We start from the raw sequence: 24,796 nt of genomic DNA on the forward strand, positions 1-24,796 counted from the left end.
TCCCGGCTACCTTTTCGACATGCGCTGGATGAGCATGGCGATGATGATGATCACGCCCTGCACCGCGGCAACGAGGTACTCGGAGACGAAGTCGGAAAGCACCATTAAATTGGCGATGAACTCGAGGATCACGGCGCCCGCCACGGTGCCCCAGACGCGGCCGCGGCCTCCGCGCAGCGCCGTGCCGCCGATGACGACGGCGGTGATGACCTGCAGCTCCCACAGCAGCCCGGTCGTCGGCGTCGCCGCACCGAGGCGCGGCACATAACAAACGGCGGCAATGGCGACGCAGGCGCCCTGAATGACGAAGGCCAGAGTGCGCACGCGCGCGACCGAGATGCCGGAATAGCGCGCGACGTCCTCATTCGCGCCCACCGCCACGCAGCGCCGGCCGTAGCGGGTGCGATAGAGCACATAGGCGGCGACGAGCGCCACCGCGAGCGACACCAGGATCGGGATCGGCACGCCCAGTACGTCGCCAAAATAGACCGGGCGGTAGGCATCGCGCAGGCTGCGGTCTATGGCGATCGTGCCGCCATTGGTCATGTAGGTGATGAGCGCGCGGAAGATGCCCATGGTGCCGAGCGTGGCGATGAACGGCTCGATGCGGCCGATGGTGACGATGGTGCCGTTCAGAAGGCCGCAGGCGATGCTGGTGACGAGTGCGACCGCCATGCCGAGCGGGATGGCAGCCGTTCCCACGCTCGGTGCCGCCCAGTTCATGAACAGGATCATGACGCCGGTGATGAACGCGGCCATTGAGCCCACCGACAGGTCGAGCCCGCCGGAGGCGATGACGAAGGTGGCGCCGATGGCGATGATGGCGATGAAGGCGCTACGGGTGACGACGTTGGCGATGTTGTTGGCCGACAGGAAGTCGGGATTGATGAGGAAGCCGATCAGCACCAGCGCGGCGAGCGCCAGAAAGGGGCCTGCGTCGCCCCAGCCAATGGACCAGCCATGCTGGGCGCGCGGCGGCGCGGCGGCAAGATCAGCCATCTATGTTCCTCCCAGGGATTTTTTCGTTGGTCGCGCTGCTGGTGGCGCAGAGCGCGACATTGCTTTCGGTCATGGCGTCGCCAGCGAGCTCGCCGTTGATCCGGCCGGCCCGCATGACGAGGATGCGATCGCACAGGCCGATCAGTTCCTGCATCTCCGAGGAAATGACGATGCAGGAGCGCCCTTCGCGCACCAGCGACTGAATGAAGGCGTAGATCTGGCTCTTATTTGCGATGTCGATGCCCCGCGTGGGCTCGTCGATGATGAGGACCGAGGGCTCGTTCAGCATCACCTTGGCCAGCAGCAGCTTCTGCTGGTTGCCGCCCGAAAGCTGGCCGGCCTTCGCGTCGCGGCTGCGCAGGCGGATGTCGTAGCTGGCAACGGCCCGGTCGAGCAGGTCCGCCTCGCCGGCAAGATCGAGGCCGGCGATGGGATGCACCCGATCGAGCGCGGCGAGGGTGAGGTTCGGCGCCAGCTTCTCCTCGAGCAGCAGGCCCTTGCCCTTGCGGTCCTCCGTCAGGTAGCCGACACCCAGCTTTGCCGCCTGCGCCGGCGAGTGGAAGCCGACAGGTTTGCCGTGCAGCCGCACCGCGCGGAAGCTTGAGGGCCGCAAACCGAGCAGGCCTTCGAACAACTCGGTCCGCCCGGCACCGATCATCCCGGCGAGTCCGAGGATCTCGCCTTTGCGCAGGGTCAGCGAGACGTCCGTGACGAAACCGGGAACGTGCGCGCCTTCGATCTCAAGGGCAGGCGTGGACTCGTCCTGGCCGAGCCGCGCCGGATCCTGCCGGGCGGGATAGAGGCTCGCGAATTCGCGCCCGACCATCAGGCTCGCCATGCGACGCGGCGTGAGGCCGTGGGCGTCGTATGTGCCAACCATCCGCCCGTCGCGCAGCACCGTCACCCGGTCGGCGAGCCGTTCCACTTCGTCGAGCCGGTGGCTGATGTAGAGAATGGCGACGCCCCGCCGTTTCAGCTCGACAATGATGTCCAGCAGCGGATCGACCTCGTCATGGGTCAGCACGGCGGTTGGCTCGTCGAAGATCACCACGCGCTGCGTGCCGAGCAGCGCCTTGGCGATCTGCACCAGTTGCCGGTTGGCGAGAGAGATGTCGCGCACGAGGTCGTTCGGCGACACCTTGCAGCCGATCTCGGCGAGCTGGGCGGCCGCTGCCTCGCGCATCGCCCGCTCGTCGAGCCGGCCGAAACGGGCGATCTCGCGGCCGATGAAGATGTTCTCGGAGACGGTCAACGCCTCGGCGAGCAGAATCTCCTGATGGACGAGCGCGATGCCGGCCGCCTGCGCGTCCGCCTGCGCGTGGAACTCGGCCGGCGCGCCATCCATGAACAGCGTGCCCTCGCTTGGCTTCAGATAGCCCGAGAGCAGCCGCATCAGGGTCGACTTGCCGGCGCCGTTCTCGCCGATGACCGCGTGAATCTCGCCCGGCCGCAGGTCCAGCGACACGTCCGACAGCACCCGCACGCCGCTGAACTCCTTCGCCAGGCGCTCGGCGCGGAGGACGGGGCCGGGCAGGCCGGCCGGGGCGAGAGCGGCGTGGGCGGCTGTCATAGGTCGAACGCCGGCAGCAGCCGGTCGCGCGAGCGCTCGATATGCACGCGCATCGCCTGCCGGGCCGCTTCGGGGTCGCGGGCGGCGAACGCCGCGAGGATCGCGGCATGCTCGTCCAACGCCTCCTCGGTCACCCGCGCATGGAACATCAGGCGGAAGATGTGGAAATGGGTGTGCTGGTGGGCGAGCGTCTCGCGGATCAGCTCGTTGCCCGCGACCTCGAGGATCCGGTCGTGGAACAGCGCGTCCTGGCGGGCGAACTGCGAGTAGCGCGCGCGATCATCGGCACTGCCTTCCCGCGACATCACGCCGGCGGCCTGCGTCAGCCCGGCCAGGATGTCGTCGGTCATCGCCAGCGCCGCCCGCCCGGCCGCATCCGGCTCCAGCAGCAGGCGCAGCTCGTAGAGTTCGTTGAAGCGGCGGCGGGTGATCTGCGGTGAGGCGCTGTAACCCACCAGGTGAGTTTTCACCACCAATCCCTCGCCTTCCAGCCGGCCGAGCGCCTCGCGGATCGGGGTCTGCGAAACCGCGAGCTCGCGCACGAGATTGTCGACCGTGATCCGCGCACCCGGCGGGATCTTGAGTGCCATGAGTCGCGCCAGGATCGCCTCGTAAACCTCCTCGGACAGGCCGGGCGCCCGCTGGATGGCCTGCGAGCCATCACGCGGCGCGGCGGTGAATGCGGGAGTGGCGAGAGCTTTCGGACTGCGCACGGTTTTGCCCCTTGACAACGATCGAGAGCTAGCATGATCTTCCACTTCATTCAATACGATATCATATACGATTTCGTGTTGGAAGCGCCATCTGGCTAATTGATTAGCCATATCAAATGGATGAAGTCAGTGACCCCCTTCGCCGCCATCCGGCTGCCCACCGAAATCCTGTTCGGCAAAGACCAGCGCCATGCGCTGCCCGACGTCGCGCGTCGTCTCGGCTCGCGTGTGCTGATCTGCACCGATGAACGCCTGTCGGGCTCTGCCGAGTTCGCCCGGATGCGCGGCGGGCTGGAGGCGGCCGGGCTGGCGGTCCGGGTCGACGACCGCGTGCAGCCGGATGTGCCCCGCGACAGCGCGGCGGACTGCGCCGAGGCCGCCCGGAGCTTCGCCCCGGACCTCGTGATCGGTATCGGCGGCGGCAGCTGTCTCGACATGGCCAAATGCGCGGCGCTTCTCATCAGCCACGGCGGACGGCTTCCCGACTATTACGGCGAGTACAGGGTCCCCGGACCCGTGCTGCCAATCATCGCCGTGCCGACGACGGCGGGCACCGGATCGGAAGCGACGCCGGTGGCGGTGATCTCCGATCCCGACCGCACGCTGAAGGTTGGCATTTCCAGCCCATACCTCATTCCGCGAACCGCAATCTGCGATCCCGACCTGACGCTGTCCTGCCCGGCCGCGCTCACCGCCATCGCGGGCGCGGATGCGCTCACCCACGCCATCGAGGCGTTCACCGCCGGACGGCGGCCACCTTCGGCCGAGCTCGCGCAGCGGCACGTCTTCATCGGCAAGAGCGCTCTGACCGATCACTTCGCGCTGCTGGCCATCCGCCTCATCGGCCGCAGCCTGGAGCGCGCCTGCCGCGATGGTGGCGATGAGGAAGCACGGGCCGACGTCATGCTGGCCGCGCTCGCCGCCGGCTGCGCCTTCGGCACGGCGGGAACGGCCGCTGCGCACGCGATCCAGTATCCGGTGGGTGCGCTCACCCACACCGCGCACGGCCTCGGCGTCGCGACCATGCTGCCCTATGTGATGCGCTTCAACCGTGATGCCGCTCTCGGCGAAATGGCGGAGATCGCTATCGCGCTCGGACTTTCCAGCGAAGGCCACTCGCGCGAAGGGCTCGCGGACGCCGCCATCGCCGAGGTGACACGGCTGCTCGCTGCCATCGGCATCACCCCCACGCTCGCGGCGCTCGGTCTGCCGGCCGACAAGCTCGGCTGGACCGGCGAGCAGGCGCTCGGCATCGAGCGGTTGATCAAGAACAATCCGCGTCCCGTTGCTCCTGCCGATATGCGTCGCCTCATCGACGCGGCCTATACCGGCAACATCGCGGCGGCGGCCGTCGCCCTCGAACAGGAAGCCCAATCATGAACATCGCCGCGCCCCCGACTTCCACCTCCGGCGCTTCGCCGCGTATCGATCCGGCCGCCGGCGCGCGCGGCCTCTATATTGACGGGCAATGGTCCTGGCCGGCCGAATGCGCGGCCATTCCCGTCGTCGATCCGTCGACCGAACAGGTGCTGGCTGAGGTACCGGACGCCACGGTAACGGAAGCAATGGCGGCGATCGACGCCGCTGTGGCCGCCGCGCCGGGTTGGCGGACGACAAGCCCGCGCCGCCGCTCGGAGATCCTGCGCCGCTGCTTCGAGCTGATGACGGCACGTGCCGACGATCTGGCCCGCCTGATCTCGCTGGAGAACGGCAAGGCGCTGCGCGACGCACGGGGCGAGGTCGCCTATGCCGCCGAATTCTTCCGCTGGAACGCCGAGGAGGCCGTGCGCATCGGCGGCGACTTCACTCTCTCGCCCGCCGGCGGCAACCACATCGTCGTCGACTACGAGCCGATCGGCGTCTGCGTGCTGATCACGCCGTGGAACTTCCCTGCGGCGATGGCCACGCGAAAGATCGCTCCGGCGCTCGCGGCGGGCTGCACAGCGGTGCTGAAGCCGGCGAGTGAGACTCCCCTCACCGCCTATGCGCTTGCCACGCTCTATGAGGAGGCCGGCGTCCCGCCTGGCGTGGTCAACGTGATCACCACCACGGCGCCGGGCCCGGTGACCGCCGCGATGCTGGCCGACCCTCGCGTGCGAAAACTCTCCTTCACCGGCTCGACGCCGGTGGGCCGCACCTTGCTCGCCGAGGCGGCGAAGAGCGTGATCAGCTGCTCCATGGAGCTTGGCGGCAACGCGCCGCTCATCGTCTTCGACGATGCCGATCTCGACGTGGCGCTAGAAGGCGCCATGCTCGCGAAGATGCGCAATGCCGGCGAAGCCTGCACCGCCGCCAACCGCATCTATGTGCAGGGCGGCCTCTATGAGCGCTTCACGCAGGAACTCGTCCGCCGCATGGCCGCGCTCAAGGTCGGACCCGGCCAGGACATCGGGACCGAATGTGGGCCGATGATCACCGCGAAGGCCGTCGACAAGATCGAGCGGTTGGTCGGCGACGCGCTCGCCCGCGGCGCGCAGCTCCTGTGCGGCGGCGTGAGGCCGGAGGGAGAGGGCTTCTTCTATCCGCCGACGGTGCTCGCCGACGTGCCTGCCGACGCCAAGATGGGATGCGAGGAGATCTTCGGGCCCGTCGCCGCGCTAAGCCGGTTCGAGACGGAAGACGAGGCGGTCGCGCTCGCCAACGCCACCGAATACGGCCTCGCCGCCTATGTGTTCACGCGCGATCTGGCGCGCGGGCTCAGGGTGTCGCGCCGGATCGAGACCGGCATGGTCGGCCTCAACCGAGGCCTCGTCTCCGATCCGGCAGCGCCCTTCGGCGGCACCAAGCAGTCCGGCCTCGGCCGCGAAGGCGGCACCCATGGCGTGCTAGAGTTTCTGGAGGCAAAATACATCGCCACGACGCTCTGACCGCCAGTAGCCGCATGATGACCGACCCATTTCGCACCAGCGACCACGTGCCGGATTTTGACCAACACGTGGTCGCTTACGCTAAGCGCAGCGCGGCGACGCGGGCACGCCTGCCGATGCTGTCCGACATCGCCTATGGCCCGTCTCCGGCCGAGAAGCTCGACATTTTCCTCCCGCCGCCGCATCTGGCAACCGGCGCCGTGCACATGTTCGTCCATGGCGGCTATTGGCGCATGTTCGCCAAGGAGGACTTCTCCTTCGTGGCAGAGACTGTCACCGCCGCTGGAGCGATCGCGGTCGTAATCGACTACGCGCTTATGCCGTCGGTGGGGATGGCTACAGTGGTTGCGCAGGTGCGGCGCGCACGGGACTGGGTGCTGCGCCATATCCCTGAACACGGCGGCGACCCAGAACGTTTTACAATCAGCGGCCATTCCGCTGGCGCGCATCTGGGTGCTCTGTTGCTTGACGCTAGCCAGCCTGTCGGCGTCATTGCAGGTGCGCTATTCCTGAGCGGCATCTACGATCTCGCGCCGCTGCGACATTCCTTTCTAAGGGAGCACATCGATATCACCGAGGACGACGTGGAGCGCTTCAGCCCGCTGCGTATCGCTTATGGCACCTGTCCGGCGGTTTCGATCATGGTTGGCGCCCGTGAAACCTTGCCCTTTCACAAGCAAGCCAGCGACTTTGCCTTCCACCTAAAGCACGCCGCCATAAAGCGAGACATGCTAACAATTGTGGGAGTGGATCACATGCGCATCGTTGCAGACTTAGCCGACGTTGATAGCAAAGTTGGTACTGCGCTAGCCGACCTCGTCTCGTTCGCCTGAACCTCTGTCACTGCATTCCAGCTCTCCTTTCCCATGGAACAGTTTATTACAGTGTCCGCGAAACGGGCAGCAGGCCAACATGGGGTCGTTTGAGCGTCAGCTTTCTCACTATATCAGCCAGAAGCAGACAGTCCGCGGGCAGCCCCATACCTCCCCCTCGACTGCCCTGCAGCAAGGTACGCTTTGCGCCCTCATCTCGGTCACAGGGTCTCAAGCCGACGGCTTGAAAGTCAACCTCCGATGAGCCGGGCGCGCATGGCTGAAATGTTGGACTTTGTCCGACCGACTCTGTAGTTCCTTTAGATGCGGAATAGCTGCCTCTGGCGCTCTCCTGAGCATCGTTTTCCGAATGAGTTGATGAGTCGGTGCCAGGGGACCCTGGGAGCCGGGAGTTCGACAGGTCGATCGATAACGATATCGCTCGATGAACGATGCTTACATTGGCATCGCGAACTTGGCAGGCAGACAATCTGGAGCAGAGCTGCCGCTACCCCGTCGCCGATGTGGGGGAGGATGATCGAGTGGCGCAATTGTCGGTCGACGATTCCCCAAGCCTCCACATGGCTCTGCTCGCTACAAGCGTTCCCTTGAACAGTTCGATGGCCGTGGGGGCTTGCCGATCAATATGGCGGGGATGAAAACCAGCAGCGGCTAGCGAACCACCCACAATACTGAACAGAGAGAATTCAATCCTGTAAGTTAACGGGCAGCGTTAATCGGTCCAGATACTCGCCGATGGCACATGCAACACTGATCGTCACGTGCAGCGGCGGCACCTACTTCGATCGCGACCATTACGTCGACGTCCACCTGCCCTTGGCGCTTTCCTGCTGGCAGCGGTACGGGCTGGAGAGCACCTCCGCGTTCTTCCCACGTGACGCCAACGCCGCGGATGTTTCCGTCGGCATCTACCGGTTCCGCGACGAGGACGCGCTGCGCGCCGCGCTGGCATCGACCGAGACGGAGGCCGTGATGGCGGACGTTCCCCGCTTCACGGATGCAACGGTGTCACGGGCCGCGGGCACTCCGCTCTGATCGCGCCGGTTGGCGCTTGGGCAAAGCCGACAGCGCGCGCCACTCACCGATCAGTATCTTTCTCCAATCTCAGGGCTGGCACGATGGAATTCGCGGATCGCAAGGTCTTCGTCGTCGGCGGCAGCCGCGGCATCGGTGCCGCGATCGTGCGGCGTTTCGCTGCTGCTGGCGCGACGGTGGTGTTCACCTATGCCGCCTCCGCCGGCGCGGCCGACCGGCTGGCCGCGGAGACCGGCGCGCAAGCGCTCCAGGCGGACGCGGGCGCGCGCGATGAGCTGATCGCGGCGGTCCGTGACGCCGGCCCGATCGACATCTTCGTCTACAATGCCGGTCTGCTGGTGCTCGGCGATCCGCTGGCGCTGGATGCCGACGAGGTCGACCGCATGATCGACGTCAACGTACGGGGTGCCTATTTCGGCAGCGTGGAGGCGTCGCGCCTGATGCCCGAAGGCGGGCGCATCCTCATCATCGGATCCGATACCGCCGACAGCACGCCGTTCCCCGGACTTGCCGCCTATGTGCTGACCAAGGCGGCGATGCAGGGCATGGCGCGCGGCCTGGCATGCGATCTGGGTCCGCGCGACATCACGATCAACGTAGTCCAGCCAGGCCCTACCGATACCGACATGAACCCGGCCAATGGTCCGCGCGCGTCGGGCATGCTCGAGCCGATGGCTATCAAGCGCTACGGCACCGCCGACGAGGTCGCGAGCCTGACGCTCTATCTCGCTGGAACGCAGGCACGCGGGATCACGGGCGCCATGCACACGATCGACGGCGGCTTCGCCGCCTGAATTCCGGCATTCACCCAGGTGGCCAAGCAGACGAAGCGGACACGAACGCTCAGTCCGACAGCGTCAGCGTCTGTGTCACCTATCGGGGACGACGCGGCAGATCACGAGCCGCACACCGCCTGAACACCGACCACCAACCCACCCCAACCCCGGGACTGGAGACGTGCGCCTCCATCACAGAAAGGAACCATGCCATGAAGTTCATCACCGACGCGAAGTTTCCGGATCGGGACTGGCTCAGGACCTACTACTATCTGCGCTTCGCAGTCTCCGTCATCTGGGTCGCGCTCGCCTTCACGGTCGCGAAGGCCATGCCGCCGCTGGCCGCGGTGATGCTCGTCGCTTATCCCGCGTGGGACGCGCTGGCGAACTTTATCGATGCCAACCGGAGCGGCGGCCTGGCCAGGAACAAGATCCAGATGCTGAACTTTGTCGTCAGCGTGGTGACGGCGGTCGCCGTCGCGGCGACCCTGCCGCACGGCATGCACGCGGTGCTTCAGATCTTCGGCGTGTGGGCGGTGCTCTCCGGCCTCTTCCAGCTTCTCACCGGGGTACGCCGCTGGAGTCCTATGGCGCGCAGTGGGCCATGATCTTGAGCGGCGCCCAATCGGGGCTCGCTGGAGCGTACATGCTCAGCAAGGCCGTTGGCACGGCGCCGGTCAGCATCGCCGACATCGCGGCCTACGCCGCCTTCGGCGCCTTCTACTTCCTCATTTCTGCGGTCTCGCTGACCATCAGCGACGCGCGTCGGCGCTCGAAGGCCGTTGCGATCTGACGTGCGTCTCCGACGCCTCTGGCGCCGGAATGGCTGGCGCCGGCTGCAGGCCGACCAAGACGCTCGTGGCGAACGCCTATGCATTCCAGACCTCGCGGCGCCACCGTCCGCGCGAACGCGCCAGCACCGATCTTGGAATTTCTCCGGGAACCTTGAGTCATTTCAGGGCCGCACATCATGCGATAGCGTTCACGAGATGATCTGATACCGTCGAGATGAACGCGCGAAGACGCTGAAGACGCCGTAGGTCCCGATGGTATCCCATCCAGATGTCTCGCGCCGGCGGCGGCGTCGGCAGTTCCAGTCTCCGGATACCTGGGATCTGACTGCCGACCACGCGGGGCAGGACGGCGATTCCGACGCCTTGCCTGCACATGCGCCCCTGGACGTTGCGGTTGTTCGATCGCAGGACCGGTTTCGCGTTGGGGAAACTCTCGATGAGCCACGCGATGTCAGGGAAATGGCCCGTGGATGTGTCATGGGTGATCAGCCGGAAACCGGTCCCGTCGCCATAGTTGGGATCAGGCGCCTCCTCGGCGATGTAGACACCGTATTCGAGCCTGAAGAGCCGCCGCTGAACGACATCGGCAGTGTCGAACGGAACGATACGAAAAGCGACGTCGGCCTCCCGTTGGGCAAGGCTGACCCGGCGCGTGCCGGTCAGGATCTCGACGTCGACATTGGGATAGGCCTTGGAGAAATTGGCCAAGATAGGAGGCAGGACATAGGCTCCGAACCAGTCCGCCGATGAAATTCGCAGACTGCCTTTGAGATTCTGCTCCTGCCCCGCAAGCCGGCGTTCCATGGCCAGCGCGCCTTCTTCCATCTGCTCCGCCAGCGCGACGATTCCGTGGCCCTCTTCGGTCAGGACAAGACCGTTCGCCGTGCGCTGGAAGAGTGTGTGGCCGATCGCCTGCTCAAATGCGCGAAGGCGCCTGCCGACGGTGGGATGGCTTGTGTGAAGAGAACGCGCCGCGCCGCCCAGCGTGCCGGATCGCGCAATAGCAAGAAAGATTCTGACGTCACTCCATTCCATCGCCACACCCACACAAAACTGAACGTCGAGAGTACATTTATGTCAGTTAAAGAACAAATCTAAGCACCTAGATTCCCGCCATCGTCTGGGGCGCGTCCTTCTGGCGATTCCGCCACCACATGAGGGCGGCTGCCTGGGAAACAACTCGGAGAAGAAGTAATGAAAACCTGGCTTATCACAGGCTGTTCGAGCGGCTTCGGCAAGCGGCTCGCGCTCGCCGCGGCACAGCGCGGCGACCGGGTTATAGCGACGGCTCGCAATGTCAAGGCGATCGAGAAGATGGCCGAACCTTTCGGCGATCGCATGATCACTATGCCGCTCGACGTGACCGATCCGGCGGCAGCCAAGGCAGTGGTCGTAAAGGCGGTGGAGACCTTTGGCGGGTTTGACGTGCTCGTGAACAATGCCGGCTACGCACTGTTCGGCGCGATCGAGGAAGGCACACCCGAAGAATATCGGCCGATGTTCGATGTAAACGTCTTCGGTCTGATCGAAACCACCAGAGCCGCGCTACCCCTCCTACGACGTTCGGGCGGAACGATCGTCAACATGTCGTCCGGTGCGGGTATCGAGGGCCGCGGCGGCGGAGGCTATTACCACGCCGCCAAATTCGCCGTGGAAGGAATTTCCGAAGCGCTCGCCGGTGAGCTGAAGCCGTTCGGAGTTCGCGTGCTGATCGTCGAACCCGGGCCGTTTCGTACCGATTTCCTTGGCCGATCGATCATGATGGCGGCCAACGAGATGTCCGAATATGCCGCAAGCTCACGCAAACACTATCGCGAAACCAGCAACGGCAATCAGGCGGGCGATCCCGACAAGGCGATCGCGGTAATCCTGCAGGCAGTCGACGCCGAAGACGCTCCACTCCATCTGCCGCTCGGCCCGGCCGCTCACGCGATCGCCGAGCGGAAGCTGGCGGCTTTCCGCAGCGACATTGATGCCTGGCGTGACATCACAATCGCCACCGATTTCGACCAGTCCTGAGCGCCGGCGGCGAACTCTGTTTGACCGTCAACATCGATTGGAAAGCGATCATGATCGCAGCTTTGAAGGGGTTTCCCGAGCAACTGGTGCCGGCGAACGGCATCAAGATCAACGCCGTCACCGGAGGCTCAGGTCCGCCGATCCTCTTGCTGCACGGCTGGCCGGAAACATGGTGGGAATGGCACCATGTGATGCCGCTGCTGGCCGAGCATTTCAGCGTGGTGGCTATCGATCTGCGCGGCGCGGGTTTTTCCGACTGCCCGCAGGGCGGCTATGACAAGGCGACGATGGCGCGCGATGCGCATGAAGTGATGCTTGCCCTTGGGCATGAACACTACGCCGTGTGCGGGCATGACATCGGCGGAATGGTCGCCTTGCCGCAGGCCGCCATCTATCGGGAGGCTGTCACGCATCTTGCTGTCCTCGACGTTCCACTTCCCGGATGGACGCAATGGGAATCGACGACGGCAAGGATCTGGCACTTCAGTTTTCATATGAACCGGGACCTACCCGAGCGCCTGATCCATGGCCGTGAATATGACTATGTTTCGGCCTTCATGGCCGAGCGGTTCTACGATCACAGCACCTTCGATCCGGCGAACATCGCGGTCTACGCGAAAGCGATGGCACTTCCCGGTCGCACACGTGGCGGCATGGAATGGTATCGCTCCCTCGCGGCCGATCATGCGACTGCGCTCGAGTACAAGAAGCAGCCGCTCCAGATACCGGTGCTTGGCCTAGGTGGGGACCAGCGGTTCGGTGCGCAGATGGTGCCGATGCTCAAGGAGTTCGCCACCAATGTGACGGGCGGCCCCATCGCGCGGTGCAGCCACTATGTCGCTGACGAGCGGCCGAATGAAGTCGCAGCCGCGCTCATCGATTTCCTCAAAGCCAATTGAAACTCTGCGCCCACGCCGTCGTGGGACGGGCGGATCATGAGTTTGCGGGCGAGTTGCGCCCACACCGATCGCGTTCGATCAATCAAACAAGAGAGGAAGACTATCATGACCCCACCTGTCATTCGCGGCGTCAATCATATCGGCATCACGGTGCCCGACATCGAAGCAGCAAAATCGTTCCTGGTGGAAGCTTTCGGCGGCCAGGTGATCTACCAGTCCTTCGGACCGCAGGCTCCCCCGCGGCAGGGACCCGAATTCGAGCGGGCCACCGGCGCTTTTCCCGGAACGGTCGTCCGCGCGCAGGCCATGGTCAAAATCGGAACCGGACCTGACATCGAGCTCTTTGAAATGCATGGACCCGAACAAGCGCGGCCGGTTCGAGCGAGCGACTTCGGCATTACGCACTTTGGTGTCTACACCGACGACATCGACGCATCGGTAGAGCGCTTCGAAAAGGCTGGCGGCACCGCGCTTACCGCACCGCGCGCTATCCCTTACGCAACCGAAAAAGGCCCGGGGAACAAGGTCTGCTATTGCCGCATGCCCTGGGGCACGACGATGGAATTCATCACCACGCCGGACCGCATGGCCTATCATGACCAGACGGATCTGCGCAGGTGGCAGGACGAGGACTGAGCAGGACGCGAAACGGGATCCGCATCAGTTCAGTCGCGGCGATGTTGACAGACAGCGGCGCGGACGCGGCAGTTACACGCGCTAGGGCACGCCGTCAAAGGCCTCCGCTACCACTTACCTTGGAGCGGCATCGAATGTCCGCTCCCGCGATCGGCTGCGTCAAGAGGAGTATGGCACCCACTCGCTCCGTCGCACGAAGGCGTCCATGATCTGCGACGGGCAACATCCGCGCCGTTCAGATCTTGCTCGGTCACTCCAAGATTGAGAATACGGTCCGATACCTGGGTGTCGACGTGGAGGACGCACTGCTGCTGGCAGAGCGGACGGAAATCTGACGTTGGGCGGCCATCCAAGGTTGCGCGGATGGCCGCTTTAACGCGCAGGATATGTTGCCGGTCTGTCGATGTTGGGGTGGTTTGCCGACAGTCCGGTTTGCGATACAAATGGCCCTAGGGTCAGGACCCATTGATGTGAGCGGCGTGATGTGATTCAGGCTCCGTGAGGAGACTGGATTTGAGCGATCTGTACTGGCTGACGGACGAGCAGAAGGCGCGGCTTGAGCCGTATTTTCCGAAGAGCCACGGCAGACCGAGGGTGGGCGATCGGCGCGTGCTGAGCGGGATCATCTTCGTCAATCGTAACGGGCTGCGCTGGCGGGATGCGCCGAAGGATTACGGCCCGCACAAGACGCTCTACAATCGCTGGAAGCGCTGGGGTCAGATGGGCGTCTTCACGCGCATGATGGAAGGGCTTTCGGCCGGCGCTGAGCGCAAGACGGTGATGATCGACGCGACCTATTTGAAGGCGCACCGCACGGCGTCGAGCCTGGCGGTAAAAAAGGGGATCTCGGTCGCCTGATCGGCCGGACGAAGGGCGGCATGAACACCAAGCTCCATGCCGTTACCGATGCCAACGGCCGTCCCTTGAGCTTCTTCATGACCGCCGGCCAGATCAGCGATTACATCGGTGCGGCGGCCCTGATTGACGAACTTCCCAGGGCGCAATGGCTGCTCGCCGACCGAGGCTATGATGCCGACTGGTTCAGGGACGCGCTGGAGGAAAAGGGCATCAAGCCCTGCATCCCGGGCCGAAAATCGCGCAACGAGCCCATCAAATACGACAAACGCCGCTATAGGCGCCGCAATCGGATCGAGATCATGTTCGGCCGCCTGAAGGACTGGCGCCGTGTCGCCACCCGCTACGACCGCTGCCCTACCGCCTTCTTCTCGGCGATCGCACTCGCTGCCACCGTCATCTTCTGGCTCTGATCAGTGAGTCCTGACCCTCAGGCCAATGTCAAGACGTTACTCAAGACGGAGAACCCTGAAATCAGGCGCTTCCTGGGCATCGGCGGCAGGTTCGGAGAAGGGCCAGGCGTATCCAACGACTGGACGGTGCGCATGATTGCAGCCGTCGGCAACTACGGGGAAAGCTTCGAGCGAAACCTTGGAAAGGGCTCCAGACTGGCGCTCGAACGGGGTCTCAACGCGCTGTGGACGAACGGGGGCCTGCAATATGCGCCACCTTTTAGGTGACCTCGTTCGTTCGGCGTGAGGACAAGTGCGGAGAGCAGACCGATCCTGCTCTTACAGCCCTCTTAATAGCGAGCGAGCGCAGCCAATCGGGAGTGCCGCAGTCACGAGCCTTTCGAAACGGGCCCATTTCGACTGGATTCTTTTCGATGGCCCCGCCGCTTTCTCTGCGCAAGTCATCGCGTCATCAACTTTGGCCGACCAAATCTCATCGCCGACTCTCGGCGACGCGACCATAAGCTGCGTCGCGGGCGTTGGTGGGTGAACAACCGACCCGCTGTCCACGGTAGAAAGCAAAGATCTACTTCGTAGGTGGCCACCCTTCGGCGGCTTGCGAAGCGATCGCCTGTAGAGCAGTCGACATTCTAGCGACCGCAGCTTTTGCCTCCGCCCCTGCTCCATGATGGCCGGCGATCCAGGCCACGTCATAGTAGGACAGCCACGTCGACCCGTCCGCGTCTTGCCAGACCAGCACCCTGAGCGGAAGGTCGATACCCGCCGTTTGAACGGACTGCATCAAGGGCGTGCCCGCCTTGGGATTGCCGAAGATCACCAGCACGGTGGGGCGCAGCGACAGGCCGACCTGCGCGGCACCGGCCGCATGGTCGACCCGCGCGAAGACGGTCAAGCCGCGCTCGGAGATCGTGGCCTCCAGCCGCGCCAAGGTCTCCTGCGGCTGGTACTGGCTCTTCACCGATATCAATCCATCCGCGGCCATAGCCGGCCCTCCCAATGAGATCGTTGAAACAAAGGCGCTCGCCGCAACCACGACGATGGCGACCGAGCGAAGCCGCGGAACGGTGCCGCTGTCGAGGCCGCGCGTGATCAGCATGCCGATGCGCGCGAACAGAAGGAACAATCGGTGCCCCAAGACCTTGGCGGAGCTCATTTCTTGGCGCCGCTGAATTCGGGCTCGGGGATAAACCCATCGCGGTTCGGCATCCGAACATTCACGAGCGCGTTCTTGTCGAGCCTGGCCTGAGGCGATGGTCCCGACCAGGTCCTGGAGAGGCGCCTTCGAATTGATCGCCTCGCTCGGATCGATGCTGCGGCGGCCCGGGCCGGCCTCCGGGATGCGGCTGATCTTGACGTAGCGGGAGCGAGCGCTGAGACCGGTAAGATCGGCGCCCGGCTCGCGAGGAGGCACATCGGCGAGACTCTCGGCGGCAGCACCTTACGTGACCGTGCTGCCGGCGATGCCGGCAGAGGCCGCCACGAGGAACTTTCGGCGGTTGACCAGCTCGGAAGAGCTGGCTCTGGTGCTGTCTCTGCTCAGCATGTCGACACCCGAGGGTTGGTTTCCGAGGAAATTATCAGTCGGCGGTCTTGGGGCGCTCTCTCAGCGCCCCAAGACCGCCGACCCTGCGTCTCAGGCGCCCGCGTAGACGAGGCGCGTGAAGAACGCGGGATTGATCACGAACTGGCCCCACTTCTCGTCGAAGGCGGCGGTCGGCTTGGCGGCGATCACCTCCTCGAGCGGCATGCCCCGGGCCTTCAATTTCGCGACGTTCGCGTGAATCGCGACGAGCATGTCACGGAAGGCGACCAATCCGGCCCGGTCGCTCACGGGACCATGACCGGGGATGACGATCGTCTTGTCGCTCGCCATGGCGACGTTGGCTTCTGCCGCGGCGATCGTGCCGCGGATATTTCCGCCGGTCGAATAGTCGATGAAGGGATAGACGCCGTTCCAGAAGGTATCGCCGGTGTGCAGCACATCCGCTTCGGCGATATGGACCGAGATGTCACTGTCCGTGTGGGCCGGTCCGTAGTATTTCAGATGCAGTGTCGAGCCATTGGCTTTGAGGGTGCTTGCCGCGCCCATGGTCTCGCTCGGCAGCGCGCCTGATGGGGATTTCGGGAACGTAAAGTCCCAGTCCTCGACCCGCTGAGCAGACTCAAGATGCTTCCTGGTGTTCTCATGCGCCAGGATCACGGCGCCGGCGCCATGAAGCCATTCGTTGCCGTCGGTGTGGTCGAAGTGCCAATGCGTGTTGATGAGCCTGTTAATGGGCTCTTTGCCGAGGCCGGCGAGGGCTTCCAGAATCCGAGGCTTCGATGCGGTGATCCCGGCATCGATCAATACCTTCCCGTCCGGACCCGTAAGAACGGCGATGTTGCCGCCCGAGCCTTCGAGGACGCTCACACCACCACGCAGCTTCGTCACCTTGATCGGATCGGTCGCCGCATGCTCCCGGATCAGGTCGACGATATTCTTGGCCTGCGCGAATGCCTCTCGCGGCGTGAGCCACCCGCCCGAAGCTCCGAAAGCGGTGGCAGCGACACAACACAGACAGAAGCCGCGGCGTGTGAGCATCGGGTGGTGAGTGCGAGTCATGATGATCTCCTTGTGATGGACCATGGGCCGGGCTTACGCCCGTGCCCTTCGACAGCGGCGCGCATCGGTTGGGGCGAAGAGGCCACGAGGGTGACCCGTCCGCCCCGGCCGATGAAACGCGGGCGGCTCAGAAGCCGAAATGGCTGAGACCAGGATGATCGTCCGGCCGCCGGCCGAGCGGCCAGTGGAACTTCCGCTCCGATTCCGCGATCGGGTGTTCATTGATGCTCGCGTGACGGTTGCGCATCAGACCGTCCTCGGCGAATTCCCAGTTTTCATTGCCATAGGCCCGAAACCATTGGCCGCTGTCGTCGCGATACTCGTAGGCATAGCGCACCGCGATGCGGTTGCCGGTGAACGCCCAGAGCTCCTTGATCAACCGGTAGTCGAGCTCGCGATTCCATTTGCGGGTGAGGAAGGCCTGGGCTTCGGCGCGGTTGGTTGCGAATTCGGCACGATTTCGCCAGTGCGTATCGAGCGTATAGGCGAGCGCGACCTTGGCGGCGTCACGGGTGTTCCAGCCATCCTCGGCGAGCCGAACTTTTTCGATGGCGGTCTGCTCGTTGAAAGGCGGCAGTGGCGGACGTGACATTCTCGATCTCCTTCTGGGTCAGAAACAGGTTTGGTCGCAAAAGCGTCTGTATGGTGGGCCGCCGCTTAGAACATCGCGGCAGCCCCAGCGGCGCCTCGCCGAACATTCTTCACAATCATCCTCGGTCAGTGGCCTCAGCCCGTTCGACCGGTGTCGTGGATGTTGGACCTGAGCTTGTGGTTCGGAAGAAATGCGCCATTGAAAAGAAGCGATTTATTTTAGGAGGACTTGTTCGCTTCCTCGGGTGGGGCCAGGTGACCCTCCTCCGCTTTGTAGAAATATTGGGAAGCGACCAACCATCCCTTGAGCGGTCGCAGCGGCGGGATGCAGGTCAGCAGTGTCAATGGCAGCGTCGTGACCAAGTGCACCCAAGCCGGCGGCTCATATGCGATCTCAAGCCAGACCGCGAAGCCGACTGAAGGCAGGCAACAGAACATCATGACGAAGAACGCTGGGCCGTCAGCCGGGTCGGCGAAAGAATAGTCGAGCCCGCAGACGTCGCAGCGGGGTCGAAGCGTGAGAAAACCCTTGAACAGACGCCCCTGACCACATCTAGGGCAGCGGCCGCGCAGGCCGGTTTCCAGCGGGCTAAGAGAGGGCCATTCCGACGCAGATGCCAAATCCCCAAGCCCGGCCGACACGGAATCGGAGGTTGCCCGTTCTTCGTCGGTGGAGGAGCCTTTGGGAGAATTCATCCGTCGCATCGATCCGATCATTCCGACCATTCAGGCTATTATTGACCTGGGCCAGGCTGGAATTCTTGAAGGCTCGTGCTTCCTTTGAACGTTGGTGTCTCGCGGAAACTGTGACGTTTTGGCAGGCTACGAAACCGTCGCCATCGGACCCATGGGCGGATCTGTCCGCTGCTCTGACGCACGCCGCGAGATCGCTGAACCCGTTGGCGATTTTCACCGCCCTGCGATCTGTTCGCGCACGAGCCGCCGGAACGTCGCATCTGGATCGGACCAGCGGCGAGCCGAGGTCATTCGTCGACGACTCGTATGAGGGTCTTGCCGATCGCGCCTTTTTCGACCGCGACATGTCCATCGACGGTACGCGAGAGGGGCAGGATCATTGCGATCCGAGGATTGTACGAACCGGCTCGCAGGCAGTCGTTGATGTCGGCGATCGCCGCCTTCTTCGCGCTGTCCGGCATCGTGTAGACATAGACGAACCTGACCGCGCCATTGACGACCATCGCCGGCACCATCGGAACAGGGACCCGCTCCGCCGCGTCGTGGGCGGAATAGGCTGCGATCACACCGCCATTCGCAAGGCATCTGAGATCGAGCTCGATGTTCGAACTGAGATCCACCTCCACGATGCGGTCAACACCTGCGTTGTTGGTCTCGGCCTTGATCTTCGCCGCCACGTCGGCGGCGTTGAGATCGAGGACGAGGTCCGCTCCCGCCTGCTGCGCGACTTCCTTCTGCTCTGGTCGACGAACCGTGGCAGCGACCCATGCACCCGCGCATTTGGCGAGCTGGATGGCGGCGGAGCCGACCACTCCCGCTCCGCCCTGGACCAGGACACGCCGCCCACGAAGGTCGCCGTCGGCAAAGAGGCAGCGATGCGCCGTCAGTGCCGGAACGCCGAGCGACGCACCGACTTCGTATGATGTGGCATCGGGGAGCCGCACGGCATTGTCCGACGGCACCGCCACATACTCGGCAGCGGTTCCGCCGGCTCGGCCGGTCTGCGCTTCGAAGATCCAGACCCTCTCCCCTATTCGGTCCGGCGCCACACCCTCGCCGACTGCTTCGATAACACCCGCGCCATCCTGGTGAGGGATGACGCGGGTAAACGCCATCTTGGATACGAATCCGGTCCGGTTCTTTATGTCGCTGGGATTGATCCCCGACACGTGGACGCGGACAAGCACTTCGCCGGCGGCGGGCAGAGGTTTGGGCAGATCCCCGAGGACGAGAACGTCCTCGGCCGCACCCTGGCGTTCGTAGAATACAGCTCGCATGTCTTGCTTTCTTCGCTTGCTGGAAATAGCGCCCGGAGCGGCAGCGACCGGCTCATCGTGGAGAGAGCGGGTGTCTTCACCGAACCCGCATCAGTCAGGTCCCGAAGGTTTGCTTGATCAGATCTGCCGCGCGATAGTCGATGACGAGCGCAGGAATCCGCGTGCGGTCCACGACCTGGCTGGCGAGGCCTCGATATGCGAGCGCGGAACCCAACACATAGGCACCGCCGTGAATGAACAAGATCGCTTGGCCGGCTGGCGGATGGTCCGGACGCAGCCACCAGCCGCCAACCTCGCCTTCATCCACCTGCTCGAGGGTTACACCGTCCGACAACGGGCAGGCGGAGATGAAGCGATCGTAGGCAGCCCGCACATCGGGGCCTGCTTCGGCCCAAAACCGCGCGAAATAATCGCGCCGATCGCCTTCGCGCTTGCGCTCCTCCGGCGAGATCCTGAAGAAGGTCGAGTAGGCGTCGCGGCCGCTCTGCGACACGGAGGTGCTGAAATGGTCCTTATTCTGCGGCATATTGAACCTCTAGCGCTTCCGAATTCTCCCATTCGTGATCGGCGAGATCGCCCGCCACAAGAGCGTCCGGCGCGGCAGCCGCATTCGACTGTCTCCCGGAGGGATCCTTCGCGAGCTCGCTTCCCAGGAGCTGACGGCGCCAGGTATTGGGCGGCAAGCCAACGATGCGGCTGAAGACCCTTGTCAGGTGCGACTGGTCGGCCAGGCCGCACACCAAGGCGACCTCCGAAATCGGGGCATCGGTGGTGAGCAGCATTTTCTTCGCCAGGTCGATGCGGGCGCCGGCGACATAGTCCGAATAGGCGATGCCAGTCGTGGATTTGAACGATCGAGAAAAATAGCTGGCACTCAGATGCACAAGTTTGGCGACCGCCTCGATCCTCAGGCTGGCGCCAAGATTGCTGCAGATGAATTCCTTCGCGCGCCGCACCTGCCAATCGGCAAGGCGGCAATTTTTCGGGCGCTCCTCATTCGGTGGCGCGCGAATAAGCAGGCGAGCGCTCTCGATACAGCGCCGCGCCGCGGGCGGGTCCTCTTCGAACAGCGAGAGCGCTTCGGTGAGCAGTGTCGAAACGAGGTCGCTATCCGCGCTGGAAGTCGGACGCGCACCAAGCCATCGATCGAATAGCTTGGCGCTATCATCCGTTTCGAGGCAGGGCGGGCTAGTCGACATCGTTCGAAAGCCCTCAAAAGGAGTGTGGTTGCTCTCGAACTTTTCAATATATGATTGCAGAAATCGACAAAACATCTCGTTTCGAGAACATAGATTGCTAGATTTGAGAGGATCGAAGCGTGGACAGATTGGGTGCGATGGCAATTCTGCTGAAGGTTGTGGAGACGGGAAGTCTTTCGGCCGCGGCCAAGCAACTTGGTGTGCCGCTCGCGACGGTGAGTAGGCGCATCGCCGAGCTCGAGGCACATCTCGACACTCGCATCCTCAACCGAACGAGCCGGCGGCTGAGCCTCACCGAGGCGGGGCGACTATACGTGGAAGCGAGCCGACGCATCCTCGAGCAGGTCGAGGAGGCCGAGCGTTCGGCGATGGGCGTCTACAAGGACCCCAAAGGGCAGCTGACCGTGACAGCGCCCGTCGTCTTCGGACGAACGCACATGATCCCGATCATCGCGGAGTTCCTGGCCCAATATCCCGAGATCGACGTCAAGCTCGTGCTCGCCGATCGCCTCCTCGATCTCCTCGAGGCAGATGTCGATGTCGCGCTTCGCATCGGCGAGCTGGACGACAGCAGCCTGGTCGCGCTGAGGGTCGGCGCCGTGCGTCGCGTGACCTGCGCCAGCCCGACCTACCTTGCGACCCACGGTCGGCCGCAGGAACCCCAGGACCTGAAGCGACACATCTGCGTCACCTTCGACAATCTGGCATCGCCGGCGGGCTGGCGGTTTTCGTCGCCCAATGGCGATGTCCAGGTGCCGGTTCGTTCGAGGCTGACGGTGACCACAGCGGAAGCTGCAGTGGACGGGGCAGTGGCGGGGTTGGGCTTCACCCGCCTGCTGTCCTACCAGATCGCACGCGAAAAGCGCACCGGTCGGCTCGAAGTCGTTCTCGCCGAGTACGAATTGCCGGCTTGGCCCGTGAGCCTTGTCCATGCGGGCCAGCAGCTGCCGCCGAGGAAGTTGCGCGCGTTCCTCGATTTCGCCGCTCCGCGATTGAGAGATCGCCTGCAGGACGAGACGACAGCCTTCCAATCGTAAGACGCGGCGTGAGGCGCGCCCAGCGCCGCCCCCGCTTGGATCAGGCTGGAGATTTGCCGAGCTCCGCCAGGCGAGAGCGGAGCTCTGAATTCTCGGCTTCGAGACGAACGAGCCGGTCGCGAAGGGGCTGCACCGCCTCGGAGACTTGCTGCTCGGTAAACCGCGGGGTGATGTGCTGGGGGCAGTTCCAATCGAAGGCGTTCAGGGTCAACCGGAAGATGCGCTCGATCTTTGCCCGGTACCCCGGCATGGTCACAAGCTCGGTTAGGGCGGGATCGCGCCCGAGCTCGACAATTTCGGCGTGAGCATAGATTTTGAGTCGGGCGCGGTGGGGGTAATCCATGAGGAAAAGACAAGCCCGGCTGTCGGCCGCGATGTTGCCGGTGCTGATGTATTGGAGGTTGCCGCGATAGTCGGCGAAGGCGAGCGTGCGCTCGTCGACCAGCTTCAAAAAGCCGGGAGGGCCGCCTCGGTGTTGGACGTAAGGCCATCCCGTTTCTGAGACGGATGCCATGTAGAAACTATCGCGCGTCGAGATAAAGGCGGCTTCGTTATCGCCGAAGCGATCGAACGTCCTGCTTCCGTTGAAGTCATCCCATATGTGATCCACCCCCCATCTTCGCCTGAACTGTGCGAACGCTTGGGGTGACAGCGATATCTAAGAATCCGTGGGACATAGTCTCGCGCTCGTTGTCGGTGAGAGTGCATTTCTGGCGGGAATGGGTCAGGCTGACACGGGAAGCTGCTTCCTGACCGCGCGGACATTGCCGCTGAACATGCCGCCGGCGAACACGGGGGCGTCTGCATCGGTCGTGAACAGCACCAGGTCGGACACGGTTCGAGCCATCACCTTCCAATCGGCGGCCGCGAGATAGAGGGTTTCACCCGCATGCACCTCCACACCGTCGATGAAAACCTCACCGGCGAACACATGCAGGAATCTCTCCGCACCATCGGCCGGGAGCTTAGGCGAGGTGAGGCCCTCGCCCGCCGCGAGATGGGCATCCTGCACCCAGGCCTGGCCGCGAACCTCGAACGGCGCACCTTGCGGGGCGGCGAGCAGACGCCACGCGCCTCGGCTCAGCGCGTCGTCGAAATCGTGGAACTGCACCCGTGCGTCCAGGCTTGCGACACGCGGGCGCATGAAAATCTGCAGGGCTTCGACGGGCTGCGATCCGAGCATCTCTTCCTCATGCTGGAATTCGCGGCCTGCATTCATCATCATCAGGCGGCTCGGGCTCAGCCTCTCCTCGTTCCCGACGCTGTCGCGGTGCAACATGGTGCCAGCCCGCAAATAGGTCAGGATCTCGTCGTCGCGGTGGGGATGCATGGCAATGACATGGCCAGCCTGGATTCGTGCGCGGTCGATCCGGCCGAAAGCGCCGATCCCGCTGTCGCCGGTGTTGAGCGCGTCGCCCGGATAGAAGATCTCGATGCTGAAGCCACTATTCCAGTCGCCTCTTCTCATCGCCGGTTCGATCTTGAGCTGTTCCATGATGTGACGTCCTTTCGTTCGTCCGCCTCTACCACCCGTAATTTATCAGGGGCGCATTTTGCAGAAGCGAAATCTTGAGGCTTAAAGTAGCGTCCCGCACGCCGGCACACTAGCTCCACGATCCGGCATGCTCTGTTTCAAATCGGGGAACAACGTTATGGAAATCGAGGATCTGGAGACCTTCGTAGAGGTTGCGGATTCGGGAGGTATCTCCGCGGCTGCGAAACGCCTGAGCGTCGCCAAGTCCATCGTCAGCCGGCGTCTGTCCCGGCTCGAGGCCGAGCTCGGCGTCCAGCTGCTGGCACGAAGCACGCGGGGCGCGGCTTTGACAGAAGCCGGGGTGACCTTTCGCGATCATGCCGCCCGGGTCTGTGCCGAAATCGAGACGGCGCGCGAAGACGTCCTGCCCTCTGGAGAATTGCGGGGCCGGCTGCGGATCGCTGCCCCCTCCTCGTTCGGCCCTTCCCATTTCGCTCCAGCGCTTGCCGAGCTCGCTCGCCGCCACCGCGCATTGCACATCCATACCCATTACAGCGACCGCTATGTCGACCTCGTCGGCGAGGGCTTCGATTGCGGAATCCGCGTGGGATATCTGGCCGACTCCAACTTGCTCGCGCGCCAGATCGGATCCTTCGCCGTGCATCTCTTTGCCAGTCCGCAGTACATCAGCGAACATGGCGCGCCGAAAACGCCGGAGGAGGTTCTCGCGCACGAGGCCATTTTGCAGGGCAGGGAGAGCTGGAAGTTCAGCGACGGCACCAAGACCTTCCCCATCCACCCACACGGCCGCTTCAAGGCGGACAGCGCGATCGCACTCGCAGAAGCCACGGCAGCGGGTGTCGGGATCGCCGCTCTGCCGGATGTCATCGCTGAACGCGACCTGGCCTCCGGCGAGTTGGTCCGTGTGATGACGGACTACTCGCTGCCATCCGTCGGCATCTTCGTCGTGCGACCGTCTGCGCAACACCTCACCCGAAAGGTAAGAGTCCTGATCGAGTTTCTCATTGAGAAATTTGGTCGGGATGGTCCCCCGTGACCTCGAATGCCTCTTCGTCGACCGGTTTCTGGCTCAGGAACCGATAGACATAACTGCGCGTGGCAAAGCGCCAGCCGTCGGCCTCCCGGACGAGCTCATCGTTGTAGACGGCGAGATTCTCGTAATAGGTTCCATCGCCGCGCCCGTGTTCCCGCACGACGTATCGAGCGGTTGCTCGATCCCCATCCAGGGTGACGACCCCCGAATGCGTCATCTGCATGAAATAGCGCTCGAGCTTGTAGAGGCTCTCGAGCAGGCCGACGATCGCTTCCCGCCCCTCGGCTCGTGACGTCAAAGGCGGGCCGATGCTCCAGACCGCCCCTGCCTCCGCCCACAAGCGCCCGAACGCCGCCAGGTCGCGCTCGTTGACGGCATCGCTGAAGCGGGCGGCAAGACGATGGATTTCCGCCTCGTCCTCCAGAGCCCGAAGGCGTCTCTCAAGGTCCGCTGTCAT

Annotated in this window: 24 protein-coding genes and 3 pseudogenes; 13 read left to right on the forward strand and 14 right to left on the reverse strand. The window is 63.9% G+C overall.

Translation table 11 applies throughout. The annotated features are described in order from the left end of the window. Window positions 1–6: 6 nt before the first annotated feature. Genes KHC19_RS04885 through KHC19_RS04895 form a run of 3 tightly spaced genes read right to left on the reverse strand, consistent with a single transcriptional unit; the run spans window position 7 to window position 3,282 of the window. Window positions 7–999, reverse strand: coding sequence for an ABC transporter permease (locus tag KHC19_RS04885; RefSeq protein ID WP_213351120.1), 993 nt, complete (start codon window positions 997–999; stop codon window positions 7–9). Beyond that, window positions 992–2,569 (reverse strand): sugar ABC transporter ATP-binding protein, encoded by a 1,578-nt coding sequence (locus KHC19_RS04890; RefSeq protein ID WP_213351122.1) that lies wholly within the window; start codon window positions 2,567–2,569, stop codon window positions 992–994. The genes KHC19_RS04885 and KHC19_RS04890 overlap by 8 nt, the downstream gene beginning before the upstream one ends. After that, a complete protein-coding gene (locus tag KHC19_RS04895) occupies window positions 2,566–3,282 on the reverse strand; it encodes a GntR family transcriptional regulator (protein ID WP_378297270.1) in 717 nt (238 codons plus the stop codon). The genes KHC19_RS04890 and KHC19_RS04895 overlap by 4 nt, the downstream gene beginning before the upstream one ends. 129 nt (window positions 3,283–3,411) lie before the next feature. Here KHC19_RS04895 and KHC19_RS04900 point away from each other — a divergent pair, with 129 nt between their 5' ends. The 6 genes and pseudogenes from KHC19_RS04900 (at window position 3,412) to KHC19_RS04925 (ending at window position 9,586) form a co-directional block, all read left to right on the forward strand. Beyond that, window positions 3,412–4,662, forward strand: coding sequence for an iron-containing alcohol dehydrogenase (locus tag KHC19_RS04900; protein WP_213351126.1), 1,251 nt, complete (start codon window positions 3,412–3,414; stop codon window positions 4,660–4,662). Continuing rightward, complete coding sequence (locus tag KHC19_RS04905) at window positions 4,659–6,149, forward strand: NAD-dependent succinate-semialdehyde dehydrogenase (RefSeq protein WP_213351128.1); 1,491 nt, start codon at window positions 4,659–4,661, stop codon at window positions 6,147–6,149. The genes KHC19_RS04900 and KHC19_RS04905 overlap by 4 nt, the downstream gene beginning before the upstream one ends. A 17-nt stretch (window positions 6,150–6,166) precedes the next feature. Beyond that, on the forward strand, window positions 6,167–6,982 hold the full coding sequence (locus tag KHC19_RS04910) for an alpha/beta hydrolase (protein ID WP_213351130.1): 816 nt from the start codon (window positions 6,167–6,169) through the stop codon (window positions 6,980–6,982). Window positions 6,983–7,717: 735 nt separating this feature from the next. Further along, on the forward strand, window positions 7,718–8,017 hold the full coding sequence (locus KHC19_RS04915) for an EthD domain-containing protein (protein ID WP_246548251.1): 300 nt from the start codon (window positions 7,718–7,720) through the stop codon (window positions 8,015–8,017). Window positions 8,018–8,100: 83 nt separating this feature from the next. Further along, window positions 8,101–8,811 (forward strand): SDR family oxidoreductase, encoded by a 711-nt coding sequence (gene bdcA / locus KHC19_RS04920; RefSeq protein WP_213351132.1) that lies wholly within the window; start codon window positions 8,101–8,103, stop codon window positions 8,809–8,811. 194 nt (window positions 8,812–9,005) lie between these two features. After that, window positions 9,006–9,586: pseudogene (locus tag KHC19_RS04925) on the forward strand (DUF308 domain-containing protein). Window positions 9,587–9,761: 175 nt separating this feature from the next. Here KHC19_RS04925 and KHC19_RS04930 read toward each other — a convergent pair. Then, window positions 9,762–10,622, reverse strand: a complete 861-nt coding sequence (locus KHC19_RS04930) for a LysR family transcriptional regulator (protein ID WP_213351134.1) — start codon at window positions 10,620–10,622, stop codon at window positions 9,762–9,764. 159 nt (window positions 10,623–10,781) lie between these two features. Here KHC19_RS04930 and KHC19_RS04935 point away from each other — a divergent pair, with 159 nt between their 5' ends. The 5 genes and pseudogenes from KHC19_RS04935 to KHC19_RS04950 all read left to right on the forward strand — a co-directional run bounded on the left by KHC19_RS04935 (window position 10,782) and on the right by KHC19_RS04950 (window position 14,409). Next, on the forward strand, window positions 10,782–11,606 hold the full coding sequence (locus KHC19_RS04935; RefSeq protein WP_213351136.1) for an oxidoreductase: 825 nt from the start codon (window positions 10,782–10,784) through the stop codon (window positions 11,604–11,606). 50 nt (window positions 11,607–11,656) lie between these two features. After that, window positions 11,657–12,505 carry an alpha/beta fold hydrolase gene (locus KHC19_RS04940; protein ID WP_213351193.1) on the forward strand — a complete coding sequence of 283 codons (849 nt, stop codon included), beginning with the start codon at window positions 11,657–11,659 and terminating at the stop codon, window positions 12,503–12,505. A 105-nt stretch (window positions 12,506–12,610) separates the two neighbouring features. Then, window positions 12,611–13,141, forward strand: a complete 531-nt coding sequence (locus KHC19_RS04945) for a VOC family protein (RefSeq protein WP_213351138.1) — start codon at window positions 12,611–12,613, stop codon at window positions 13,139–13,141. 154 nt (window positions 13,142–13,295) lie between these two features. Further along, window positions 13,296–13,476: pseudogene (locus KHC19_RS25765) on the forward strand (tyrosine-type recombinase/integrase); the annotation flags it as partial. 178 nt (window positions 13,477–13,654) lie between these two features. After that, a protein-coding gene (locus tag KHC19_RS04950; protein WP_213351139.1) for an IS5 family transposase occupies window positions 13,655–14,409 on the forward strand; the annotation gives its coding sequence in 2 pieces (ribosomal slippage) (window positions 13,655–13,985 and window positions 13,985–14,409; 756 coding nt in all). Between the two features lie 565 nt (window positions 14,410–14,974). Here the strand turns inward: KHC19_RS04950 and KHC19_RS04955 are convergent. The 7 genes from KHC19_RS04955 to KHC19_RS04985 all read right to left on the reverse strand — a co-directional run bounded on the left by KHC19_RS04955 (window position 14,975) and on the right by KHC19_RS04985 (window position 20,774). Then, window positions 14,975–15,562: a DUF302 domain-containing protein gene (locus tag KHC19_RS04955; RefSeq protein WP_343207655.1), complete on the reverse strand. Its 588-nt coding sequence runs from the start codon at window positions 15,560–15,562 to the stop codon at window positions 14,975–14,977. Window positions 15,563–16,042: 480 nt separating this feature from the next. Further along, window positions 16,043–17,011: an MBL fold metallo-hydrolase gene (locus tag KHC19_RS04960; RefSeq protein WP_213351141.1), complete on the reverse strand. Its 969-nt coding sequence runs from the start codon at window positions 17,009–17,011 to the stop codon at window positions 16,043–16,045. Window positions 17,012–17,138: 127 nt separating this feature from the next. Beyond that, the gene (locus tag KHC19_RS04965) at window positions 17,139–17,603 is read right to left on the reverse strand and encodes a nuclear transport factor 2 family protein (RefSeq protein WP_213351143.1); all 465 of its coding nucleotides are present in this window, start codon (window positions 17,601–17,603) and stop codon (window positions 17,139–17,141) included. A gap of 218 nt (window positions 17,604–17,821) precedes the next feature. Then, window positions 17,822–18,319, reverse strand: coding sequence for a DUF983 domain-containing protein (locus KHC19_RS04970; RefSeq protein WP_378297264.1), 498 nt, complete (start codon window positions 18,317–18,319; stop codon window positions 17,822–17,824). 266 nt (window positions 18,320–18,585) lie between these two features. Further along, window positions 18,586–19,575 carry an NADPH:quinone reductase gene (locus KHC19_RS04975; RefSeq protein WP_213351145.1) on the reverse strand — a complete coding sequence of 330 codons (990 nt, stop codon included), beginning with the start codon at window positions 19,573–19,575 and terminating at the stop codon, window positions 18,586–18,588. Window positions 19,576–19,669: 94 nt separating this feature from the next. Then, complete coding sequence (locus tag KHC19_RS04980) at window positions 19,670–20,101, reverse strand: alpha/beta hydrolase (protein ID WP_213351146.1); 432 nt, start codon at window positions 20,099–20,101, stop codon at window positions 19,670–19,672. Then, entirely contained in the window at window positions 20,088–20,774 is a 687-nt protein-coding gene (locus KHC19_RS04985) for a helix-turn-helix domain-containing protein (RefSeq protein WP_213351148.1), read from the reverse strand. Before KHC19_RS04985 ends, KHC19_RS04980 begins: the two co-directional genes overlap by 14 nt. 119 nt (window positions 20,775–20,893) lie before the next feature. Here KHC19_RS04985 and KHC19_RS04990 point away from each other — a divergent pair, with 119 nt between their 5' ends. Continuing rightward, window positions 20,894–21,811: a LysR family transcriptional regulator gene (locus KHC19_RS04990; RefSeq protein ID WP_213351150.1), complete on the forward strand. Its 918-nt coding sequence runs from the start codon at window positions 20,894–20,896 to the stop codon at window positions 21,809–21,811. A 40-nt stretch (window positions 21,812–21,851) separates the two neighbouring features. Here KHC19_RS04990 and KHC19_RS04995 read toward each other — a convergent pair. Then, window positions 21,852–22,488 (reverse strand): annotated as a pseudogene (locus KHC19_RS04995) (pyridoxamine 5'-phosphate oxidase family protein). A gap of 47 nt (window positions 22,489–22,535) precedes the next feature. Further along, complete coding sequence (locus KHC19_RS05000; RefSeq protein ID WP_213351152.1) at window positions 22,536–23,306, reverse strand: pirin family protein; 771 nt, start codon at window positions 23,304–23,306, stop codon at window positions 22,536–22,538. A gap of 157 nt (window positions 23,307–23,463) precedes the next feature. On the opposite strand from KHC19_RS05000, the gene KHC19_RS05005 reads away from it, so the two are divergent. Further along, on the forward strand, window positions 23,464–24,342 hold the full coding sequence (locus KHC19_RS05005) for a LysR family transcriptional regulator (RefSeq protein WP_213351154.1): 879 nt from the start codon (window positions 23,464–23,466) through the stop codon (window positions 24,340–24,342). Here KHC19_RS05005 and KHC19_RS05010 read toward each other — a convergent pair. Then, window positions 24,308–24,796, reverse strand: a complete 489-nt coding sequence (locus KHC19_RS05010) for a nuclear transport factor 2 family protein (protein WP_213351155.1) — start codon at window positions 24,794–24,796, stop codon at window positions 24,308–24,310. The two genes, KHC19_RS05005 and KHC19_RS05010, sit on opposite strands and share 35 nt — an antisense overlap.

It is taken from the genome of Ancylobacter oerskovii, assembly GCF_018390555.1.
Lineage (GTDB): Bacteria > Pseudomonadota > Alphaproteobacteria > Rhizobiales > Xanthobacteraceae > Ancylobacter > Ancylobacter oerskovii.

What these genes read in the sequence shown, in the direction of transcription:
- KHC19_RS04885 (WP_213351120.1), bottom strand. Translation starts at nt 999, where the DNA reads ATGGCTGATCTTGCCGCCGCGCCGCCGCGCGCCCAGCATGGCTGGTCC.
- KHC19_RS04890 (WP_213351122.1), bottom strand. Translation starts at nt 2,569, where the DNA reads ATGACAGCCGCCCACGCCGCTCTCGCCCCGGCCGGCCTGCCCGGCCCC.
- KHC19_RS04905 (WP_213351128.1), top strand. Translation starts at nt 4,659, where the DNA reads ATGAACATCGCCGCGCCCCCGACTTCCACCTCCGGCGCTTCGCCGCGT.
- KHC19_RS04910 (WP_213351130.1), top strand. Translation starts at nt 6,167, where the DNA reads ATGACCGACCCATTTCGCACCAGCGACCACGTGCCGGATTTTGACCAA.
- KHC19_RS04915 (WP_246548251.1), top strand. Translation starts at nt 7,718, where the DNA reads ATGGCACATGCAACACTGATCGTCACGTGCAGCGGCGGCACCTACTTC.
- bdcA (WP_213351132.1), top strand. Translation starts at nt 8,101, where the DNA reads ATGGAATTCGCGGATCGCAAGGTCTTCGTCGTCGGCGGCAGCCGCGGC.
- KHC19_RS04930 (WP_213351134.1), bottom strand. Translation starts at nt 10,622, where the DNA reads ATGGAATGGAGTGACGTCAGAATCTTTCTTGCTATTGCGCGATCCGGC.
- KHC19_RS04935 (WP_213351136.1), top strand. Translation starts at nt 10,782, where the DNA reads ATGAAAACCTGGCTTATCACAGGCTGTTCGAGCGGCTTCGGCAAGCGG.
- KHC19_RS04940 (WP_213351193.1), top strand. Translation starts at nt 11,657, where the DNA reads ATGATCGCAGCTTTGAAGGGGTTTCCCGAGCAACTGGTGCCGGCGAAC.
- KHC19_RS04945 (WP_213351138.1), top strand. Translation starts at nt 12,611, where the DNA reads ATGACCCCACCTGTCATTCGCGGCGTCAATCATATCGGCATCACGGTG.
- KHC19_RS04955 (WP_343207655.1), bottom strand. Translation starts at nt 15,562, where the DNA reads ATGAGCTCCGCCAAGGTCTTGGGGCACCGATTGTTCCTTCTGTTCGCG.
- KHC19_RS04960 (WP_213351141.1), bottom strand. Translation starts at nt 17,011, where the DNA reads ATGACTCGCACTCACCACCCGATGCTCACACGCCGCGGCTTCTGTCTG.
- KHC19_RS04965 (WP_213351143.1), bottom strand. Translation starts at nt 17,603, where the DNA reads ATGTCACGTCCGCCACTGCCGCCTTTCAACGAGCAGACCGCCATCGAA.
- KHC19_RS04970 (WP_378297264.1), bottom strand. Translation starts at nt 18,319, where the DNA reads ATGATCGGATCGATGCGACGGATGAATTCTCCCAAAGGCTCCTCCACC.
- KHC19_RS04975 (WP_213351145.1), bottom strand. Translation starts at nt 19,575, where the DNA reads ATGCGAGCTGTATTCTACGAACGCCAGGGTGCGGCCGAGGACGTTCTC.
- KHC19_RS04980 (WP_213351146.1), bottom strand. Translation starts at nt 20,101, where the DNA reads ATGCCGCAGAATAAGGACCATTTCAGCACCTCCGTGTCGCAGAGCGGC.
- KHC19_RS04985 (WP_213351148.1), bottom strand. Translation starts at nt 20,774, where the DNA reads ATGTCGACTAGCCCGCCCTGCCTCGAAACGGATGATAGCGCCAAGCTA.
- KHC19_RS05000 (WP_213351152.1), bottom strand. Translation starts at nt 23,306, where the DNA reads ATGGAACAGCTCAAGATCGAACCGGCGATGAGAAGAGGCGACTGGAAT.
- KHC19_RS05005 (WP_213351154.1), top strand. Translation starts at nt 23,464, where the DNA reads ATGGAAATCGAGGATCTGGAGACCTTCGTAGAGGTTGCGGATTCGGGA.
- KHC19_RS05010 (WP_213351155.1), bottom strand. Translation starts at nt 24,796, where the DNA reads ATGACAGCGGACCTTGAGAGACGCCTTCGGGCTCTGGAGGACGAGGCG.